The organism is Afipia broomeae ATCC 49717 (assembly GCF_000314675.2).
In the GTDB taxonomy this organism is placed as follows: domain Bacteria; phylum Pseudomonadota; class Alphaproteobacteria; order Rhizobiales; family Xanthobacteraceae; genus Afipia; species Afipia broomeae.
The window spans coordinates 1,970,774-1,989,269 of the sequence record NZ_KB375282.1 but is presented as its reverse complement, the minus strand read 5'-3'; the positions used below and the strand labels follow the sequence as shown (position 1 = coordinate 1,989,269).

Below are 18,496 nucleotides of genomic sequence, written 5' to 3'. Positions count from 1 at the left end.
CGCCCCGCGATCAGCCCCGCACACCCTTCAGGAATTCGACCAGAGCCGCGTTCACCTCGTCGGGGCGCTCCTGCTGGATCCAGTGGCCTGCACCTTCGATGATCAGCTTGCGCTTCAGATTTGGCAGCACGCGGTCCATTTCGGTCACGCGCTTTCCGCCGAGAATGCCGGTGACGACGGAATCGTTGGCACCGGCGATGAAGATCGACGGCTGATGGATTTTCGCGCCCTGCCAGGGGGCTGTCAGTTCCCAGTTCCGATCGATGTTGCGATACCAGTTCAGGCCGCCGCGAAACCCCGTCCGACGGTAGGTTTCGACGACATGCGCATGGTCCTGCTCGCTGACCCATGCGGGCAGGGGGCGCGGGATTGTCGTGTCGCCCAGAAAGCCGTGCCCGTCCTTCAGGAATAGCGAGGCATCAACGCCGAAGGTTACCGCGCGCATGGTGTAATCGACATCGCGCTCGAACTCGGCTTCGGCGTCGCCCGGCTTCTGGAAATACTGCCAGTAGAAGTTGTTGACGCCACTTTTGGCCAGCGCATCCAGCGGACGCTCGCGCCCCCTGAATGGCGGCGCAACGCTCAGCCCGCCGACAGCTGTGAAGATATCCGGCCTGAACAGGGCGGCGTGCCACGCGACAGGCGCGCCCCAATCGTGGCCAATAATGATCGCTTTGGTTTCGCCCAGCGCCGCCACCAGCGCGACCATGTCGCCGACCATATCGAAGATCGAGTAGGCATCGATACTTTCGGGAGCGGATGTCCGCCCGAAACCACGCATGTCGGGTGCGACGACATGGAAACCGGCAGCCGCGATGGCCGGCAGCTGATGCCTCCATGAATGGGAGAGTTCGGGCCATCCATGACACAGCAGTACCAGCGGGCCGGAACCCCGTTCGGTCACAAAAATCTCAATGCCGTTGGCTGAGATCATTCGCGATGACGACATCGATTTTCTGCCTCTTTTCAACATATTGAGGGCTGAGAGCACACCGAAGCGGCTAGCTGTCCGTTGTTTGGTACCAGCCCAACTGTTACAACGCGATCCTCAGGAAACTCAACATGGCAGCCATTCTCAGAACATCCCGGAGTAGCGGGCGTCCGTATGGGCGGTTCTGGCCGCTTGCCGCGGTCCTCGTGATGGCCGGTCTGGCGCTTGGTGGCGGGGTCCATGCAGCTAACAACAGCGTGCAGGGTGCCAAAAAGGACGAGGGCTACGAGATCGATGCCCCGACGGCGATCCTGATCGAGGCAAAGTCCGGCAGTATTCTTTTCGAGAAGAACTCCGACGAACTCCGCGCACCGTCCAGCATGATGAAGCTGATGACCGCTGAGGTTGTTTTCAACGCGCTGAAGAAGGGCGACATCAAGCTCACCGACGAGTACCGGATCAGCGAATACGCCTGGCGAAAGGGTGGGGCGCCGTCCGGCGGCTCGACCATGTTCGCCGCGATCAACAGCAAGGTCAGCGTCGACGATCTTTTGCACGGCGCGCTGATCCAGAGCGGCAACGACTCCTGCATCGCGCTGGCGGAAGGCATCGCGGGCAGCGAACGCGACTTCGTTGCGCTAATGACCAAACGCGCGCGTGAACTCGGCCTGACAAAATCGACGTTCGGAAATTCCAACGGTCTGCCGGACCCGGTCAACAAGATGACCGTGCGCGAACTGGGCATGCTCGCGCGGCACATCATCCTGACCTATCCCGATAACTACAAGCTGTTCGGCGAGCGGGAATTCACCTGGAACAAGATCCGCCAGCAGAACCGCAATCCGCTGCTGACGATGCTCGAAGGCGCGGACGGACTGAAGACCGGCTACACCAAGGAGGGCGGCTACGGCATGGTCGGCTCTGCCGTGCAAAATGGCATGCGGCTGATCGTGGTGGTCAACGGACTTGAAGATGCCGATGATCGTGCCGCCGAGGCGAAGAAGCTGCTCGAATGGGGTTTCCGCAATTTCGAGGCACGGACGCTGTTCGACAAGGATCAGACTATCGGTTACGCCAAGGTGTTCGGCGGTGATTCACGCTCCGTCAAACTGGCGAGCCCGGAGCCGATCAAGGTGATGGTGCAACGGAACGGCACCGACAAACTGATCGCCCGCATTGTCTATACGGGGCCGGTGCGCGCGCCGATCCAGCCGGGTCAGCGGATAGGCACGCTCAAGGTCTGGCGCGGCAGCAACATCGCACTGGAATCTCCGCTGGTCGCAGCGGAAACGATCGAGACAGGCTCGACCACCCGCCGCGCCATCGACGGCGCCAGCGAGCTCGTCATCGGGCTGTTCCGCGCCGGCGCGGAGAAGCTTTGACATGACCGACGCTGTCAAACCGCGACAGCCGCCGCGCGGCCGCTTCATCACCTTTGAAGGCGGCGAGGGTTCCGGCAAGTCGACGCAGATACAGTTGCTGGCGGATCGTCTCAATGCGGCCAAGCTGCGGACGATCACAACCCGCGAACCGGGCGGCTCGGCGGGTGCGGAAATCGTGCGGCATCTGCTGCTCTCGGGAATGGCCAAGGCATTCGGTCCCGAGACGGAGTCGCTGCTGTTCGCAGCCGCGCGCGACGATCATGTCAGTCAGGTGATCGAACCGGCGCTCGCGCAGGGGCTCTGGGTGCTGTGCGATCGCTTCACGGATTCCACCCGCGTCTATCAGGGCGAACTGGGCAAGGTCGATCCGACACTGATCCGGGCGATGGAGCGTGTGACTATCGGCAATCTCAAACCAGATCTCACGGTGATCCTCGACGTTCCGGTTTCAGTCGGAATGGAGCGCGCTCTCAAGCGGCGAGGGACTGCGGTCCCTGACCGTTTCGAAGGTGAGGGCGTGAGCTTTCACGAGAAGCTGCGCGAGGCCTATCGCAAGATTGCCGAAAGCGATCCACAGCGCTGCGCGCTGGTTGATGCCGACGCCGATCCCAGGACGGTTGCGGAACGTGTTTGGAAGGCGCTGCGCGATCACCTGTTCTCCGTGGCCTCCGTCCGCGAGACCACCAAGGCATGAGTGCTCGCACCGCCGAACCCGAGACATCCATCCGCGCTCCGCGTGAAACGACGGCCCTTTTCGGTCATCGGGATGCCGAGCAGACATTGCTGACGGCCTATCGCAGTGGTCGCATTCCGCATGCGTGGCTGATCGGCGGCGCGCAGGGCATCGGCAAGGCGACACTGGCCTATCGCATGGCGCGGTTCGTGCTTGCGCATTCCGACCCCTCCGCACAGTCTGTACAGGATTCCGATAGTCTGTACGTCGATCAGGATCATCCGGTCGCGCGCCAGGTCGCAAACGGCAGCCACGGCGGATTGCTGACGCTGGAGCGCACCGCCAACGAAAAGGGCACGATGCGGACCGTCATCACGGTGGACGAGTCGCGCGAAACCATCGGCTTTTTCGGTTCGACCGCAGCTTCTGTCGGTGGCTGGCGTGTCTGTGTGGTCGACACCGTCGATGAACTCAACGCCAACGCCTCCAACGCGCTGCTGAAGATTCTTGAAGAACCACCAGCGAGGTCGCTGTTTCTTTTAATGAGTCACGCTCCTGCGCGCGTGCTCGCCACCATCCAGTCCCGTTGCCGGAAACTCCTACTGCGGCCTCTGGCGACGGAGGATGTGATTCAGGCAGCCGCGGAAGCAGCCGGATTGAACCGCAGCGATCATGCGCTGGGGGAGGCGGCAGACGCGGCGGAGGGGAGCGTGGCCCGCGCACTCACCTTGCTTGGCGGGCAATCGCTGGGGCTCCACCAGCGTACGCTCGAACTGCTGAATCGCTTGCCGCAACTCGATCACCGTGCGCTCCATGCCCTTGGTGACGCGCTGCCGCTCAACGACCGCGTCGGGCTGAAGGCTTTCGTCGACACCATCGACCGCTGGCTGACGGGGCACCTCCATGCGCCGGACGCGGGCTCAAACCTGCCGCGCCTTGCACGGCTTGCCGAGGTATGGGAAAAGATCAACAGTGCCGCACGCGACACGGAAAGCTTCAATCTGGAGCGAAAACCTCTGGTTTTCTCGGTATTTGGCATGCTGGCCGAGGCCACGCGTTAACCGCCCTCGGTCGGATTTCCGCGCAAGTAATGGCACAATCGACGTTTACGGAAAGGGCCTTCGCAGACCTTGCGATTGCAGAAGTCACATATGTCCCGTCAGACCTTCTACATCACAACCGCCATCGCTTATCCGAACGGCGTCCCGCACATCGGCCACGCTTATGAGGCGATTGCGACGGACGCGCTCGCGCGCTTCCAGCGTCTCGACGGCAAGGACGTGTTCTTTCTGACCGGCACCGACGAGCACGGCCAGAAGATGATCCAGACGGCGCAGAAGGAAAACATGACGCCGATGGACCTAGCGACGCGCAATGCGGCGCGGTTCAAGGAGATGGATCAGCGCCTGAACATTTCCTACGACCGCTTTATCCGCACATCGGAGAAAGTGCATCACGAGTCGACGCAGGAAATCTGGCGACGGATGACCGCGAACGGCGACATCTATCTCGACAGCTATGCCGGCTGGTATTCGGTGCGCGACGAAGCCTACTACGCCGAGGACGAGACGGTCGTCGGCGAGGACAAGGTGCGGCGCGGGCCGCAGGGCACACCGGTCGAATGGGTCGAGGAGAAGAGCTACTTTTTCAAGCTCTCGGCCTATCAGGACAAGCTGCTGGCGCTTTACGAGAACCAGCCGGATTTCATCGGGCCTGACTCGCGCAAGAATGAAGTGATCAGCTTTGTCAAAAGCGGGCTGAAGGATCTTTCGATCTCGCGCACCACGTTCGACTGGGGCGTGAAGGTGCCAGGCGACGAAGAGCACGTGATGTACGTGTGGGTCGATGCGCTGACCAACTACATCACCGGCGTCGGTTTCCCGGACGAGGGCGACAAGAACTGGCGCTACTGGCCCGCGGATGTTCATATTATCGGCAAGGACATTATCCGCTTTCACGCCGTGTACTGGCCGGCGTTCCTGATGTCGGCGGGTATTCCAGTGCAGAAGCGCGTCTTCGCGCACGGCTTCCTGTTCAACCGCGGCGAAAAAATGTCGAAGTCGGTCGGCAATGTCGTCGATCCGTTCAATCTGGCGGATCAATACGGCGTCGATCAACTGCGCTATTTCTTCCTGCGCGAGGTGCCGTTCGGCCAGGACGGCAACTACAACCACGAGGCCATTGTCGCGCGCACCAATGCAGACCTCGCCAACGACCTCGGCAATCTCGCGCAGCGTTCGCTGTCGATGATCGGCAAGCAGTACGGGGGCTTGCTGCCGGAGCCGGGCGCATTCAGCGACAACGACAAGGCCATTCTCGCGATGGCTGACGGCATGCTCGAGCAGGCCCGCACGGCCATGGCCACGCAGCAGATCCATCACGCGCTGAATGCGATCTGGGCTGTGGTGGCCGAAGCCAACCGCTATTTCGCGGGAGAGGCGCCGTGGGCGCTCGCCAAGACCGATCCGGCACGTCAGAAGACCGTGCTGTATGTCACCGCCGAAGTCGTCCGGCAGATCGCGATTCTTGCGCAGCCGGCGATGCCCGATGCGTGCGCGAAGCTGCTCGACATCCTTGGCGTCTCGCCGGACGCGCGCGACTTCGCGGCACTTGCCACCCGGATCAAGGGCGGTTCGCAACTGCCGCCACCCGCGCCGGTCTTTCCGCGTTACATCGATCCCCCGGAAGCCGGAGCGGCCAAAGCCTGATGCTTGTCGACAGCCACTGCCATCTCGATTTTCCCGACTTCGCTGATGACCTCGACGCCATTGTCGCGCGCGCCGAGGCCGCCGGCGTTAGCCGGATCGTCACCATCTCCACGCGGGTGCGCAAGATCAACGGATTGCTGGAGATCGCCGCACGATTCCCGAATGTCTATAGCTCTGTGGGTACCCATCCTCACAATGCGGATGAAGAAGACGGTATCACCTCGGACGAGCTGATCGCGCTCACGAAGCATCCGAAAGTCGTGGCGCTGGGAGAGGCGGGGCTGGACAATTTCTACAAGGACGGGTCGCCGGAAGCACAGGAGCGGGGCTTCCGTGCTCATATCGCAGCAGCCCGTGCGACCGGATTGCCGCTTGTAATCCACACCCGCGAAGCGGATGAAGCCTGCGGCCGCATTCTTGAAGACGAAATCGCGAAGGGACCATTCAAGGCTGTGCTGCACTGTTACACCGGCGGACGCGAACTCGCGATGAACGCCATTGGACTTGGGCTCTCGATTTCCTTCACCGGTATCCTGACGTTCAAGAATTCGCAGGCGATCCGGGACATCGCCGCTGAACTCCCTGCGGACCGGATCATGGTGGAAACCGACGCGCCGTATCTCGCGCCGGGCAAATTCCGAGGCAAACGAAACGAGCCGTCTTTCGTGGTCGAGACCGCAAGAGTGCTGGCAGAAACGCGCGGCGTTACGCTCGACGAAATCGCGCGGCAAACCACGGAGAACTTCTTCCGGCTGTTCAACAAGGTCCCGCGCCCGGACGCAAAAGCTGCATGACGGTGATCCTGACAATCCTCGGCTCCGGATCGTCCGCCGGCGTGCCGCGCCCCGCGCTTGGCTGGGGCGCGTGCGATCCGAACAATCCGAAAAACCGCCGCCGGCGCTGTTCGCTGCTGGCCGAAAAGGGTGGCGCCAACGGTCTGACGCGCGTCCTGATCGATACCTCGCCGGACCTGCGCGAGCAGTTGATCGACGCCAACGTGGATCACCTTGAGGCGACCTTTCTGACGCACGAGCACGCCGACCAGACCCATGGCATCGACGATCTGCGTTCGGTGGTGCTGCATCAGCGCAAGCGGATTCCGGTCTATCTGAACAAGTCTACGGGCAAGGATATCCTGCTGCGTTTCTCGTATTGCTTCGAGCAAGCGCCAGGCAGCGACTATCCTGCGATCCTGGAAAAGCGATCAATCGAAGCGGGTGAAACCAAGAGCATTGAGGGGAAGGGCGGCTCCCTCGCCCTGACCGCTTTCCTGGTTCAGCACGGCAATATTCCGGCGCTGGGCTATCGCATCGGCAACGCCGCCTACACGCCGGATCTTCATGACATTCCACCTGAGAGTTTTCATGCGCTGGAAAACCTCGATCTGTGGATCATCGATGCGCTGCGCTATGCGCCGCATCCGAGCCACTTCAGTCTCGACGATGCACTGTCGTGGATTGCGAAGTTCAAGCCGCGACGTGCGGTTTTGACCAACCTGCACTCGGACCTCGACTACGACGTGCTGCAAGCCAAATTGCCGCCGGGCGTCGAGGCGGGCTACGACGGCATGCGTCTGGCGATCGAGGCCTGAGGTTCAGGCGGAAATCGCCTTCGCAGAATTGGCCTGATCGCGCAGCGCGAATTTCTGGATCTTGCCGGTCGACGTCTTCGGGATGGCGCCGAACACGACGGACTTCGGCGATTTAAATCCCGGCAGTATACTTTTGCAGTAGCTCAGGATTTCCGCTTCGGTCGCGGTCGCGCCGTCCTTCAGTTCGACGAAGGCGCAGGGCACCTCGCCCCATTTCGGGTCCGGCTTGGCAACCACGGCTGCGAACAGCACCGCCGGATGCTTGTACAGAACATCTTCGACCTCGACCGACGAGATGTTTTCGCCGCCCGAGATGATGATGTCCTTGGAGCGATCCTTGATGATGACATAGCCGTCCTTGTCGAGCACGCCGAGATCGCCGGTGTGAAACCAGCCACCCTCGAAGGCTTCCCTGGTCGCCTTCTCGTTCTTCAGATAGCCCTTCATGACGATGTTGCCGCGGAACATGACCTCGCCGATGGTTTCACCATCGCGCGGCACCTCACGCATCGTCTCCGGATCAAGCACCGTGACGGCCTCCTGAAGCGGATAGGGCACGCCCTGCCGGCGCTTGAGCTGAGCGCGCTGGTCTGCCGGCAGTTCGTCCCAGCCGGGCTGTTCGGCGCAAACGGAGGCGGGGCCATATACCTCGGTGAGGCCGTAGACGTGGGTCAGCTTGATGCCGATGCCCTCGGCGCCCTCGAGCACCGCCACCGGGGGCGCCGCGCCCGCGATCAATCCCACGACTGGCTTCGCAGACTTGCTCTTGGGAGCATCCGGCGCGTTGATCAGCGTGTTGTAGACGATCGGTGCGCCGCACATGTGAGTCACGCCGTGGATCTTGATCAGCTCGAAAATCTTGGCCGGGTCGACCTTGCGCAGGCAGACATTGACACCGGCCGACGCTGCGATGGTCCACGGGAAGCACCAGCCGTTGCAGTGAAACATCGGCAGCGTCCAGAGATAGATCGGATGCGTGCCGAGATTGCCCGCCAGAATATTGCTGACGGCGTTGAGATAGGCGCCGCGGTAATGCGTGACGACGCCCTTGGGATTGCCCGTGGTGCCGGATGTATAGCCGAGCGCAATGGCGTCCCATTCGTCGTCCGGCGTCAGCCACGCAAACTCCGGGTCACCGGACGCGACCGCAGCCTCATATTCGAGTTCGCCAATTCGCTTGCCACCGGCAAACGCAGCGTCGTCGACATCGATCACCAGCGGCTTCGGGCCTTTCATCAAGCCCAGTGCATCCGAGATCACGCCGCCGAACTCAGGGTCGACCAAAATAATCCTGGCGCCGCCGTGATCGAGCTGGAATGCGATTGATGCCGCATCGAGCCGGATGTTGAGCGCGTTGAGAACGCCACCGGCCATCGGTACGGCAAAATGCGCCTCGTTCATCGCCGGGATATTCGGCAGCATAGCCGCCACGGTATCGCCACGCTGAATGCCGCGTTTGGCAAGAAACGACGCAAACCGCTTGCAGCGCTCATAGGTCTGCGCCCAGGTGAACCTGCGGCCTTCGTAAACGGCGCTGGTGTGGTCCGGATAGACGCTGGCGCTGCGAGCCAGAAAGCTCAGCGGCGAGAGCGGCACGTAGTTGGCAGCGTTCTTGTTCAGACCGGTGCTGTATTGGCCCTGATTGCTGCTCATATCCTGACTCCATGATTTGTCCGACGCAGTGGACGCCAACGGTGTCCGGTCAGGCATTTATCTCGTTCTACAATGACCATCCTTGCGGTCAATCATCGGGCCGGTCTCCAAACGCGGCCATCGATACAACCTTGCTTGCATGCCCAGCGCAGAGATGCCTGAGCGGCAATTACACGGAGCAGGCAGTGTTCAGTTGCACAGGTATTTTCAGATATAACCCAATATATATCGATCATTTTATCTACTATTGAATAGATCATATTGAAATCGCTCAGCTATATTATATTCCATAATATACCTTATGCGAATCTTTGATATTGGCCCAGCCAGGCTCCGATGGCGATCCGGCGGTCATCCACCCGGCAGTTCAAGACCCGTCCGCTCGCCGTATCAAGGCGCCCTAGATGCCGCCCTTCGTCGTCTTGCCTTGCGTGATGAGACGAGCGCTCCGCTGGCCGCTGATATAAATCCACAGCCAGTTCATCGCGACGGCCAGGCGATTGCGTAGCCCGATCAAAAAGAAAATGTGCGCGACGCCCCACATCCACCAAGCCAACCGGCCTTTGAGCTTGATCCAACCGAAGTCGACAATGGCGGCGCGCTTGCCGATCGTGGCGAGATTGCCCGCGTTCTTGTATGCGAACCGCTCGCCTGGATTACGGCCCCTCAGGCGCTCCATGATCCTCCGGGCAACATATTGCCCTTCCTGCTTGGCTGCAGGCGCTACGCCAGGCACCAGCTTTCCATCCGCCGATTCGACATGCGCGGCATCGCCGATGACAAAGATGTCCGGATGACCCGGCGCCGTCAGGTCGGGCTCCACAAGAACGCGCCCTGCGCGATCGGCTGGTACATGCAGCCACTCGGCCGCCGGCGAGGCCGCGACCCCCGCGGCCCAGATGATGGTTTTTGCCGGAAGGAATTCGCCGCCCAGTTCGACCCCGCCTTCTCCGCACTTTGAAACAGCATGTCCCAATTTGACCTCGACACCGAGACGCGTCAGCGCCCGTTGCGCGTAATCCGATAGATCCTCGCTAAAGCTCGAAAGGATGCGAGGTCCGGCTTCGATAAGGACGACCCGCGCGCTTCGTGTATCAAAATTGCGAAATTCATCGCGCAACGTATCCCGCGCAAGTTCGGCGATCGTGCCGGCCAGTTCCACGCCGGTAGGCCCCGCTCCTATAATCACAAATGTGAGGAATTTGGCGCGCTCCGCCGGATCGGTCTCCCATTCCGCCTGCTCAAACGCGGCGAGAATCCGCCGCCTGATCTTGGTGGCATCCTCAAGCGTTTTCAGCCCGGGTGCATATGGCTCCCATTCGTCGTGACCGAAGTAAGCGTGGCGGGCTCCCGTCGCCAGGATCAGGGTATCGAAAGCGATCGGCTCCTCGCCGTCCAACAGAACCTGCTTCGCCTGGGTGTTCACGCCGACGACACTTCCGAGCAGCGTCGTGACGTTCTTCTGTCTGCGGACGAGATGGCGGACGGGCCAGGCGATTTCTGAGGTCGCGAGTGTCGCGGTGGCGACCTGATAGAGCAGCGGTTGAAACAGGTGATGGTTGCGCTGATCGACAATCGTGATGCGCACGGGTGCTTCGGCAAGACCGCGCGCGGCTTCAAGACCGCCGAAACCGGCTCCGACGATCACAATATGAGGCACGGAAGCTTCAACGGTCCTATCGTCAGCCACGCATCGACATCCTCATCCCCGCAATCATTTTTTCGGAGTTACAAGCGCAACTGCCGCCTCGGCGGTCAATTGCCGGAACGTGAAGGTTTCCTGCAGATACAGTTCAACGACAGAGCTGGAATGGCTCAGGTAGCCGATCGAGAAATCCTGACCGATATCCAGTTCGAAATCGCCGCCCCGCGTGGTGAGTACAAACCCGCCTTCAATCGCCGGCGCCCAGATAATTCCGCCGTCCACCACACGCTCGATATGGTGGAACACTGGATATCCATCGTCGCTGCCACCGCTTGCTGCCGTGTAGGCGTTCCCGCCGAGAACAAGGGCATAGGGACCTTCACATCCGGCAAGCCGTAACTCACTCACCGCCTGCGCCACAGCATCCGGGTAGCCCTTCACACTGGCCGGAAGCGTCACGGCGGCGTTGCTACTACCTTCCCGGATACCCTGGATCGCGGCCGCGGCATATCCTTCGAAAACCGCACGATCTTCGGCGAAGGCAATCTTCCGCGCCGCGTCCTTGACAGGCGACCAGTCAGAATCGGTTGCGCCGCGCTCCACGTCGTCAATCGCCTGACGCGTGAGTTCGAACGGAACGCGCAGTTCGACGAGGGCCTTCACGTCGCGCTGCGCGGCCTGGATCCCGTCGCCCGGCCCTGAAATCGGCTTGAGGTGCCCTGTCCCCACAGCCGAGAAATCGACGCCCTTCGGGCCGACAACGTCCACAACACGGCGCGCCGCCAGGTGACGCTTGAGTGTGCGAGACGCTTCCTGTTCGATCTGTTCCCACGCTCCCGCCGAGATAGGCGCGAGGTGCCGATGGAGATTATTCATGTCCTGCCTCTTTCTTCAGGGATCCAATACCGAGTGAGCCATCGCTGCTGCGCGCGTTCGGCTGAGGCGCCACAGGCGCCCGCGCCTCTTTTACGTCGGTGTCGGCAACGTGTTGTGCCTCTGGGCTGACATCATCCAGGAACGTCACCGTCGGCACGAAGAACAGGCATCCGGTCACTGTGTGGCTGAAATCGAGCAGATGGTCGTAGGTACCCGGCGGATTGCCGATGAACATGTTCTCCAGCATCTTCTCAATCCGGTGCGGTGACCGCGCGTAACCGATGAAATACGTGCCGAATTCACCCTTGCCCACCTCGCCGAACGGCATGTTGTCGCGCAGGATCTGAAGCTGCTCGCCGTTCTCTTCAATCGACGTCAGAACGTTGTGCGCGTACGGTTTCTTCACGGAGTCAGGCTGTTCGATGTCGGACAGTTTGTGCCGGCCGATAATGTTCTCCTGCTCCTCGACAGGCACTTTATTCCATCGCGCGACGTCGTGCAGATACTTCTGCACGATCACATAGCTGCCGCCAGCAAAGGCCGAATCTTCATCCCCGACAAGGGTGGCCGCTTCGGCAGCCTGCCCCACCGGATTTTCTGTACCGTCCACAAAGCCAATGAGATCGCGGTCATCGAAAAACTTGAAGCCGTGCACCTCGTCGACGGTCGAGAAGGCACCGTTGAGCCGCGACATAATATGCGTCGCCAGCTCAAAACACAGATCCATGGTCGCAGCACGGATGTGAAACAGGATGTCCCCGGGCGTCGAAACGGCGGTATGCACACCACGAATTTCGCGAAACGGATGGAGGTCCTTCGGCCGCGGCGGTCCAAACAGGCGGTCCCAGGCCTCAGAGCCAAATCCCATTACGCAGGTCAGTTGGCCATCGAGATCGCGAAACCCCACGCCCCGCAGCAGGCTCGAAAGATCCGCGCATAAGCCGCGAACCGTTTCCTCGGACGTCGTTCCAGGATTGATTGTCACAACCAGAAATATCGCCGCCCGCGTAAGCTTGGCAGCGACGGATTGGGACACGGGGTGTGGCAGGCTTGAGACCATGCTCGATCCGTTTAATACCTTTGGTTCAATCGCGATCCGGCCAGCAGCAGGGCAAGCCCTACGGCACATCGGTGATGTTCTTGAGTTGCTATGTTGAGGTCAGTCCATGTTTCGAAACGCATGGCCGTCCGCGGCGACACCTTGCACCACGCCCGGAGGCAACAGATCCTGCGCAGCAGTGCCATCGAAGACCCAATCCGATTTATCGGCGAGGTCGGGGAGACCCGCACCCTTGCGTACGTAGAGGCCGATGGCTGGCTTTTTCGCGTTGATGTAGAGATCGTATTCTTGCATCACGGCCCTCCTGCTGCACTGGCGTCCAAGCTTGGTGTTTTTGTACAATAAGTCCAAAACCCGTATGAGAACCCAACCATACAACCTCGCGCGCAGCACTCCCATGGGAATGTTCGCGGCTTGTTTAGCCCTCTCCGCTACTGGCAGTTCAGGCGGTCAGTTTTTGACGGTCTGAACCGCACATCACAGCTTGACGGGCCGGCCTGACGGTTCTTCTTCCAACGTCACGGCAATATCAGCGTTCGCCGAGAGGCGAACCTTGTTGCCTTCAACGCCAGCCACGAAGCCGGTTTCGATGTAGTGATGGTGCCCCGCGTGGGCTCCGAAGCTGTCGCTCTTTTTGAGCTTGATGCGATCACCTTCGATGCGGTCCACTGTGCCGACATGAACGCCGTCGGCCCCGATGACCTCCATGTTTTCCTTGATCTGATTCCTCATCGCAACTGCCTCCTTCTTTGAGTTCGTGCGTGTTGAAAACGGTCATTCGCCAAGAAACACAGGCACCAGATCCTCCTCAACAACGACCCGCGCGGCCTGGGGTGTCTGGTCGCTACCCACAAGGTCGAGATGAGTTGCGGCTTCAAACAGCAGTGCGCGCACGTCGTCTGATGAAAGAACATTTTTAGAGACCAGCTTGCGCACTAGCGCTTGCAGGATAAGGGAGTCGATTTCACCGTGTCCAAGAGCCGTGAATCTTCCGACCATTTCGATCTCCAAGGTTAGCCTGCGGCTCCGATCTCGGCGTTTGGTGCGGCAGTGCGCCTAAGGTGAACGCTCCTGAATATCCTTTTGCAATTGCGCGAGCGCGTGGCGCAGCCCATGGATCTGGTCCATGAGATGAAGGATGACGTCGATCCCCTCATCATTAGCACCCAGATCGCTCTTTAGATCATAAATGAGACGGGCCCGTGCAACATCGATGTCAGAGAACTGAATTCCGACGGAGGTTTCCTCCGGAATCAGCCATCGCTGCTCGAGCCAGAGGTCGAGTGTCTGCACCTGAAGACCCGAATAAGTCAGAAATTCCTGCTTGTTCATGATCAAGATGTCCTGTCCGCGCGCGGATTGAATTCTTTGCCCTTCTCCCAATTCGAGACGAAGGCTTCGAGTTCCGGATCCAGAGATTTAGGCAAAACCACCTTCAATTTGACGAACTGATCGCCCTGCCCGCCGCCGCGGCGGGGCGCGCCCTTCCCCCTGAGGCGCAGGGTGGTGCCGGTGTTCGATCCCTTTGGCACCGCCAGCTGCACATCTCCAGTCGGCGTCGGAACGCGGATCTTCCCTCCCAATACGGCTTCGGTAAGAGAGACCGGCAACTCGATAGATATATCGTCGCCGTCGCGGGTGAAGCGGCGATCGGGCAGGACCTCCACCTCGATCAGGGCATCTCCAGGGCCGCCCTTACCGGCGCCGGGCGCTCCCTTGCCCTTGAGACGGATAACCTGACCGTCCACCAGACCGGGTGGAATTTTCACGTCAAGCGAACTACCGTCAGGCAGTGTCAGACGTTTGTCCGCGCCCTTGATCGACTCCACAAAATCGATCGGCACGGTGTAGTGCAGATCCGGTCCACGCCGGTTCGCACGTGCTCTCTGACCGCGGCGCAGGAGTTCTGCAAACGCATCGTCCGTATCCATGTAGTCGGCGAAGCCCGAGCTGTTCGCATAATGATGCCCTTCATCCGAAGTGGCAAAATCCCGGTAATAGTGATGCTGCGGCCGCTCTGCACCGGTCGCGTCGATCTCACCATTGTCGAAACGCTTCCGCTTCTCGGCGTCGCTCAGCAAGTCGTAGGCGCCGGCGACTTCCTTGAATTTCTCTTCAGCCGTCCTGTCACCGGGATTCAAGTCCGGGTGCAATTTCTTTGCCAGCTTCCGATACGCCTTCTGGATGTCGGCGGCAGAGGCAGTCGGGGCAACGTCAAGAATCTCGTATGGATTTCTCACGACTTACTCCGGACGCACACTGTTTGTCTAAAATCACGAGTACGGCACGTAAGATTGGCAAATGCTACAACAACCCCGCCTCACATACCAACCCGCCAACGGCGCGATGCCGCATCTGCTAAGAATGACGCTTTTAAAGGCGCTGGCCCGCTTCTTCGTTCAGCTTTAGGGCTCAATAACGATCCCTTCAGCGCCGCGCAGACTGAGTAGACCGTCAATCACCTCAGCCTGCCGATCCATAAACGTCGACAACAAGACATGCCCACGGACCTCCAGCGAAATGGTCGCCATGCCAAGGTTCAGCGCAACGAGTGACCGCTGGTCCTGATGCTCACGCGCATAAACCAGGAGATCATCAGCAACGCTCACGAGCCTGTAACCACCGAGTGCAAGCTCTGGCCGGGCACGGCGCAGTGTGACCAGCGCCCGGTACAGGCTGAGCATGGACGCTGTGTTCTGACGCTCGGTGGCGACGTTCACCAAGGCGATATCCTTGCTGAGTGGCAGCCATGGCTCGCGAACGCTGAATCCTGCATATGCTGTTTCATCCCATTGCATCGGCGTGCGGCAGCCGTCGCGGCCAACACCCATACCCGGGACATTCTTCTCCCACGGGTCCCTCACCCGATCCGGTGCGATCGCAACCTGCGGCATCCCGATCTCGTCGCCGTAATACAGCGTTGGCGTTCCCCGGAGCGTCAGCAGCAGCATGGCCGCGACGCGCGCCTGATCGGTACCTAGACGGCTGGCGATGCGCTGGCGGTCATGATTGCCGAGCACCCAGTTCGGCCATGCGCCGGCCGGCAACGCGGCTTCATAGTCGTCGACAAGCTTTGCTATGGCACGCGCATTCCACGGCGTCGAGATCAGGGCGAAGTTGAACGGCAGGTGAGCGCCAGCGAGGTTGCGGCCATAATAGGCTACGAGCTTAGCTGGCGGCAGATAGATTTCACCGATCAGTACACGATCGTCGAATTCGTCGATCACCTGCCGCAACTCGGCGACGACGTCGTGAACCTCAGGCCTGTCGGTCGAATAAAGCGGGATTAGTTGCTCATAAGGCTGCTGTCCCGGCACGAAATCGGGATTCGGCGGGTTGTCCCGCAGCATATCGTCCTTGATCAGATGCCACATCACATCGACACGAAATCCATCGACACCGCGCCGCAGCCAGAAGCGCATCACGTCATGCATGGCACCGCGCACTTCGGGATTGCGCCAGTTCAGATCGGGCTGGCTGCGCAGGAACGCGTGATAGTAATACTGCCCGGTGTGCGCATCGAATTCCCAGGTGCTGCCGCCGAATTCGGAAAGCCAGTTGTTCGGAGGACCGCCCTCTCCCTTTGGATCGCGCCAGATATACCAGTCGCGTTTCGAACTATCTCGCGAACCGCGGCTTTCGATGAACCATGGATGCTGATCGGACGTATGGTTGGGGACAAGGTCGAGGACGATCTTCAGTCCAAAATCGTGAGCAGCCGCCACCAGCGCATCGAAATCGGCCAGCGTGCCGAACAGCGGATCGATACCCGTGTAGTCGGAGATGTCGTAGCCAAAATCTTCCATCGGCGATGGAAAAATCGGCGACAGCCACAGCGCATCGACGCCAAGTTCACGCAGGTAGGGCTGCCGCTCGATAACGCCGCGAAGGTCCCCTACGCCATCGCCATCGGAGTCCTGAAAGGAGCGCGGGTATATCTGATAGAGAATACCCGATTTCCACCAGGGAACATTCTCACGCATGGCACACGCCAACCCTGTGACAGTAAAGACAATCGAGAACCTGCACATAGGCGGAAGAAAAAGTCGCTGGCAACACCCGCTTGAACCCGCCTCGTCCAAAGCAGATAATTCAGTTGATGAATCGCGTTGCGCGGCCGCGTGACATAAAACTCTCACATTGCAGCGCGGACTTGAGCATGAGTTTCCGGGTGTCACAGCGCCAACAATCTCGTAGACCGACGCGGTTCAACCCGGACACTCGCCGCTGGACGGTCATGGTGATCGTGCTGATCGGATCGCTCGGTGTCTATGCCGTTGAACGCTGGATGCGGAAGCCGGACGCGCCGGTCTCGGGAAATGCGTTTGTGGCCGATGGCGACACACTGACAATCTCCGGCATGCGAATTCGCCTTATCGACATCGATGCGCCCGAACTTGACCAGACCTGCACTGACGCACAAGGTCGGGACTGGCCTTGCGGACGGCAGGCTTCCGCGCAACTCCGAAGCCGTGTCCGCGGACACGATCTCACATGCCAGCCGAAATCGATCGATAAGTACGGACGCACGCTGGCGACCTGCACCCTTCCCGATGGCACCGACATCAATGGCTGGATGGTCCAGCAAGGCTGGGCCGTAACATCAGGATTTGCGAACGTTTACGGCGCCCAACAGGATGATGCGAAATCCGCGAGGCGCGGATTGTGGGCCGGGACATTTACACCGCCGCGCGAATGGCGACACCAGCATCCGCGCACGGATGATCACCGCAAGGATTAGCTGCGTCCCTGCGTCTCAGCTCGCTTTCGCCAGGCACGGCTGCTCCCGCAGGTGCCGCTCGGTCGATGCCGGATATTTCCGCAACATCGCCGTTGGCCTGATCGGGCGCGGCACAAAATTGCCCGCGCAGTTGGGGCATGCGCCTTTGAAAACGGTATCCGCGCAGGCTGCGCAGAACGTGCACTCGAAGGTACAGATCACGGCCTCGCGGCTCTCGGGCGGCAAATCCTTGTCGCAACATTCACAATTCGGCTTCAGCTTCATCATCGCGCTTCTCCCGTGTGCGGCTTGCCGAGCCTATGCGGCTGGCCAGGGCGGTGCAAGGCTGTCCAGCAGCGTCCAATGCTTGCGTCCGGGCGGCTTTTGATCTTTCCTGCGCCCAGAACGACTGAGGAAATTGCAATGTCAAAACCGCAAAGCATCCAGGAATCACGTGCCGCTGAATCGGAGGTGCTTTATGCGGTCGATGGTAACATCGCCACCATCACACTCAATCGCCCTGAGCGGTTGAACACGATCTCGCGGCCGATGCTGGCGCAACTCGGTCAACTGCTTCTGCAAGCGGACAACGATCCGGCGGTGCGTGTCGTCATCCTCACCGCGACTGGACGCGCTTTCTGCGCTGGCCTTGATGTTGGCAGCGCTGCCAGCGGCACCGGCATCGGCTCGCAGAACGACGCCGATGGCGCGCGGACGACGCTTGATCTCAAGACCGCTCCTCCGACGATCCTCTTCAACATGGAGAAACCGACGATCTGTGCGCTCAACGGCGCAGCAGCCGGCTACGGCATGGACACGGCGCTCGGCTGCGACATTCGCATTATGGCCGAGAGTGCGAAGTTTGCTGCCGCATTCGTCAAGCGCGGTATTGTGCCTGAGTCAGGCGGTACCTGGTTTCTGCCGCGCATGTTGGGTTGGGCCAAGGCGGCCGAAATCATCTTCACCGGCCGCACGCTTTCGGCAAAGGAAAGCCTCGAGATGGGTCTGACCAATCATGTGGTCCCCGATGCCGAGCTGATGCCGCGCGCCCGGGCACTTGCCTCTGAGATCGCCGCCAATGCGCCGTTGGCTGTTCAGTCGGCCAAACGCATGATGCGCGTCGGCCTTTCCGAGAATTTCAACGATCATGTCCACCACGTTTTCCTGCAACTGCTGCCGTTGATGCGCACGCAGGATTTTCGTGAAGGCCTGGCATCGTTCCTCGAAAAGCGGCCGGCGGACTTTAAGGGACGCTAA

The 18,496-nt window shown here is 60.4% G+C and carries 20 protein-coding genes; 8 read left to right on the top strand and 12 right to left on the bottom strand.

What is annotated here, in order from left to right; all coding sequences use genetic code 11:
* Positions 1–10 precede the first annotated feature (10 nt).
* On the bottom strand, positions 11–949 hold the full coding sequence (locus tag HMPREF9695_RS09185; RefSeq protein WP_006020570.1) for an alpha/beta fold hydrolase: 939 nt from the start codon (positions 947–949) through the stop codon (positions 11–13).
* A gap of 113 nt (positions 950–1,062) precedes the next feature.
* Between HMPREF9695_RS09185 and HMPREF9695_RS09180 the strand changes: the two genes are divergently transcribed.
* The 6 genes from HMPREF9695_RS09180 (at position 1,063) to HMPREF9695_RS09155 (ending at position 7,285) form a co-directional block, all read left to right on the top strand.
* Complete coding sequence (locus HMPREF9695_RS09180) at positions 1,063–2,313, top strand: D-alanyl-D-alanine carboxypeptidase family protein (RefSeq protein ID WP_006020569.1); 1,251 nt, start codon at positions 1,063–1,065, stop codon at positions 2,311–2,313.
* A 1-nt stretch (position 2,314) separates the two neighbouring features.
* Positions 2,315–3,007 (top strand): dTMP kinase, encoded by a 693-nt coding sequence (gene tmk / locus HMPREF9695_RS09175; protein ID WP_006020568.1) that lies wholly within the window; start codon positions 2,315–2,317, stop codon positions 3,005–3,007.
* Positions 3,004–4,047 carry a DNA polymerase III subunit delta' gene (locus HMPREF9695_RS09170; RefSeq protein WP_006020567.1) on the top strand — a complete coding sequence of 348 codons (1,044 nt, stop codon included), beginning with the start codon at positions 3,004–3,006 and terminating at the stop codon, positions 4,045–4,047. The genes tmk and HMPREF9695_RS09170 overlap by 4 nt, the downstream gene beginning before the upstream one ends.
* A 90-nt stretch (positions 4,048–4,137) precedes the next feature.
* Entirely contained in the window at positions 4,138–5,694 is a 1,557-nt protein-coding gene (gene metG, locus HMPREF9695_RS09165; protein WP_006020566.1) for a methionine--tRNA ligase, read from the top strand.
* Entirely contained in the window at positions 5,694–6,488 is a 795-nt protein-coding gene (locus HMPREF9695_RS09160; protein ID WP_006020565.1) for a TatD family hydrolase, read from the top strand. Before metG ends, HMPREF9695_RS09160 begins: the two co-directional genes overlap by 1 nt.
* The gene (locus HMPREF9695_RS09155; RefSeq protein WP_006020564.1) at positions 6,485–7,285 is read left to right on the top strand and encodes an MBL fold metallo-hydrolase; all 801 of its coding nucleotides are present in this window, start codon (positions 6,485–6,487) and stop codon (positions 7,283–7,285) included. Before HMPREF9695_RS09160 ends, HMPREF9695_RS09155 begins: the two co-directional genes overlap by 4 nt.
* A 3-nt stretch (positions 7,286–7,288) precedes the next feature.
* On the opposite strand, the gene HMPREF9695_RS09150 is transcribed toward HMPREF9695_RS09155, so the two are convergent.
* The 10 genes from HMPREF9695_RS09150 to HMPREF9695_RS09105 form a co-directional block, all read right to left on the bottom strand.
* Positions 7,289–8,938 carry an acyl-CoA synthetase gene (locus tag HMPREF9695_RS09150; RefSeq protein WP_006020563.1) on the bottom strand — a complete coding sequence of 550 codons (1,650 nt, stop codon included), beginning with the start codon at positions 8,936–8,938 and terminating at the stop codon, positions 7,289–7,291.
* Between the two features lie 400 nt (positions 8,939–9,338).
* Positions 9,339–10,628, bottom strand: coding sequence for an NAD(P)/FAD-dependent oxidoreductase (locus HMPREF9695_RS09145; protein ID WP_006020562.1), 1,290 nt, complete (start codon positions 10,626–10,628; stop codon positions 9,339–9,341).
* A 24-nt stretch (positions 10,629–10,652) separates the two neighbouring features.
* Positions 10,653–11,459: a family 1 encapsulin nanocompartment shell protein gene (locus HMPREF9695_RS09140; protein WP_006020561.1), complete on the bottom strand. Its 807-nt coding sequence runs from the start codon at positions 11,457–11,459 to the stop codon at positions 10,653–10,655.
* Entirely contained in the window at positions 11,452–12,519 is a 1,068-nt protein-coding gene (locus HMPREF9695_RS09135; RefSeq protein WP_006020560.1) for a Dyp-type peroxidase, read from the bottom strand. Before HMPREF9695_RS09135 ends, HMPREF9695_RS09140 begins: the two co-directional genes overlap by 8 nt.
* A gap of 99 nt (positions 12,520–12,618) precedes the next feature.
* Complete coding sequence (locus HMPREF9695_RS09130) at positions 12,619–12,813, bottom strand: hypothetical protein (RefSeq protein WP_006020559.1); 195 nt, start codon at positions 12,811–12,813, stop codon at positions 12,619–12,621.
* A 183-nt stretch (positions 12,814–12,996) separates the two neighbouring features.
* Positions 12,997–13,251: a DUF2171 domain-containing protein gene (locus HMPREF9695_RS09125; protein ID WP_006020558.1), complete on the bottom strand. Its 255-nt coding sequence runs from the start codon at positions 13,249–13,251 to the stop codon at positions 12,997–12,999.
* Between the two features lie 42 nt (positions 13,252–13,293).
* Positions 13,294–13,518, bottom strand: a complete 225-nt coding sequence (locus HMPREF9695_RS09120) for a hypothetical protein (protein ID WP_006020557.1) — start codon at positions 13,516–13,518, stop codon at positions 13,294–13,296.
* A gap of 57 nt (positions 13,519–13,575) precedes the next feature.
* Positions 13,576–13,851, bottom strand: coding sequence for a chaperone modulator CbpM (locus tag HMPREF9695_RS09115; RefSeq protein WP_006020556.1), 276 nt, complete (start codon positions 13,849–13,851; stop codon positions 13,576–13,578).
* A 2-nt stretch (positions 13,852–13,853) separates the two neighbouring features.
* Complete coding sequence (locus tag HMPREF9695_RS09110; RefSeq protein WP_006020555.1) at positions 13,854–14,759, bottom strand: DnaJ C-terminal domain-containing protein; 906 nt, start codon at positions 14,757–14,759, stop codon at positions 13,854–13,856.
* A 165-nt stretch (positions 14,760–14,924) separates the two neighbouring features.
* Entirely contained in the window at positions 14,925–16,502 is a 1,578-nt protein-coding gene (locus tag HMPREF9695_RS09105; RefSeq protein WP_006020554.1) for an alpha-amylase family glycosyl hydrolase, read from the bottom strand.
* 176 nt (positions 16,503–16,678) lie between these two features.
* Here HMPREF9695_RS09105 and HMPREF9695_RS09100 point away from each other — a divergent pair, with 176 nt between their 5' ends.
* Positions 16,679–17,260: a thermonuclease family protein gene (locus HMPREF9695_RS09100; RefSeq protein WP_083875171.1), complete on the top strand. Its 582-nt coding sequence runs from the start codon at positions 16,679–16,681 to the stop codon at positions 17,258–17,260.
* Between the two features lie 15 nt (positions 17,261–17,275).
* Here HMPREF9695_RS09100 and HMPREF9695_RS09095 read toward each other — a convergent pair whose 3' ends face one another.
* Positions 17,276–17,527 (bottom strand): DUF1272 domain-containing protein, encoded by a 252-nt coding sequence (locus tag HMPREF9695_RS09095; RefSeq protein ID WP_006020552.1) that lies wholly within the window; start codon positions 17,525–17,527, stop codon positions 17,276–17,278.
* Positions 17,528–17,662: 135 nt separating this feature from the next.
* Between HMPREF9695_RS09095 and HMPREF9695_RS09090 the strand changes: the two genes are divergently transcribed.
* On the top strand, positions 17,663–18,496 hold the full coding sequence (locus tag HMPREF9695_RS09090) for an enoyl-CoA hydratase/isomerase family protein (protein WP_006020551.1): 834 nt from the start codon (positions 17,663–17,665) through the stop codon (positions 18,494–18,496).

Bases quoted from the DNA above. Each gene is read 5' to 3' on its own strand.
- HMPREF9695_RS09170 (WP_006020567.1), top strand. From the start codon at position 3,004: ATGAGTGCTCGCACCGCCGAACCCGAGACATCCATCCGCGCTCCGCGT.
- HMPREF9695_RS09140 (WP_006020561.1), bottom strand. From the start codon at position 11,459: ATGAATAATCTCCATCGGCACCTCGCGCCTATCTCGGCGGGAGCGTGG.
- HMPREF9695_RS09180 (WP_006020569.1), top strand. From the start codon at position 1,063: ATGGCAGCCATTCTCAGAACATCCCGGAGTAGCGGGCGTCCGTATGGG.
- HMPREF9695_RS09135 (WP_006020560.1), bottom strand. From the start codon at position 12,519: ATGGTCTCAAGCCTGCCACACCCCGTGTCCCAATCCGTCGCTGCCAAG.
- HMPREF9695_RS09155 (WP_006020564.1), top strand. From the start codon at position 6,485: ATGACGGTGATCCTGACAATCCTCGGCTCCGGATCGTCCGCCGGCGTG.
- HMPREF9695_RS09185 (WP_006020570.1), bottom strand. From the start codon at position 949: ATGTCGTCATCGCGAATGATCTCAGCCAACGGCATTGAGATTTTTGTG.
- HMPREF9695_RS09090 (WP_006020551.1), top strand. From the start codon at position 17,663: ATGTCAAAACCGCAAAGCATCCAGGAATCACGTGCCGCTGAATCGGAG.
- HMPREF9695_RS09160 (WP_006020565.1), top strand. From the start codon at position 5,694: ATGCTTGTCGACAGCCACTGCCATCTCGATTTTCCCGACTTCGCTGAT.
- HMPREF9695_RS09105 (WP_006020554.1), bottom strand. From the start codon at position 16,502: ATGCGTGAGAATGTTCCCTGGTGGAAATCGGGTATTCTCTATCAGATA.
- HMPREF9695_RS09100 (WP_083875171.1), top strand. From the start codon at position 16,679: ATGAGTTTCCGGGTGTCACAGCGCCAACAATCTCGTAGACCGACGCGG.
- tmk (WP_006020568.1), top strand. From the start codon at position 2,315: ATGACCGACGCTGTCAAACCGCGACAGCCGCCGCGCGGCCGCTTCATC.
- metG (WP_006020566.1), top strand. From the start codon at position 4,138: ATGTCCCGTCAGACCTTCTACATCACAACCGCCATCGCTTATCCGAAC.
- HMPREF9695_RS09130 (WP_006020559.1), bottom strand. From the start codon at position 12,813: ATGCAAGAATACGATCTCTACATCAACGCGAAAAAGCCAGCCATCGGC.
- HMPREF9695_RS09150 (WP_006020563.1), bottom strand. From the start codon at position 8,938: ATGAGCAGCAATCAGGGCCAATACAGCACCGGTCTGAACAAGAACGCT.
- HMPREF9695_RS09115 (WP_006020556.1), bottom strand. From the start codon at position 13,851: ATGAACAAGCAGGAATTTCTGACTTATTCGGGTCTTCAGGTGCAGACA.
- HMPREF9695_RS09120 (WP_006020557.1), bottom strand. From the start codon at position 13,518: ATGGTCGGAAGATTCACGGCTCTTGGACACGGTGAAATCGACTCCCTT.
- HMPREF9695_RS09095 (WP_006020552.1), bottom strand. From the start codon at position 17,527: ATGATGAAGCTGAAGCCGAATTGTGAATGTTGCGACAAGGATTTGCCG.
- HMPREF9695_RS09125 (WP_006020558.1), bottom strand. From the start codon at position 13,251: ATGAGGAATCAGATCAAGGAAAACATGGAGGTCATCGGGGCCGACGGC.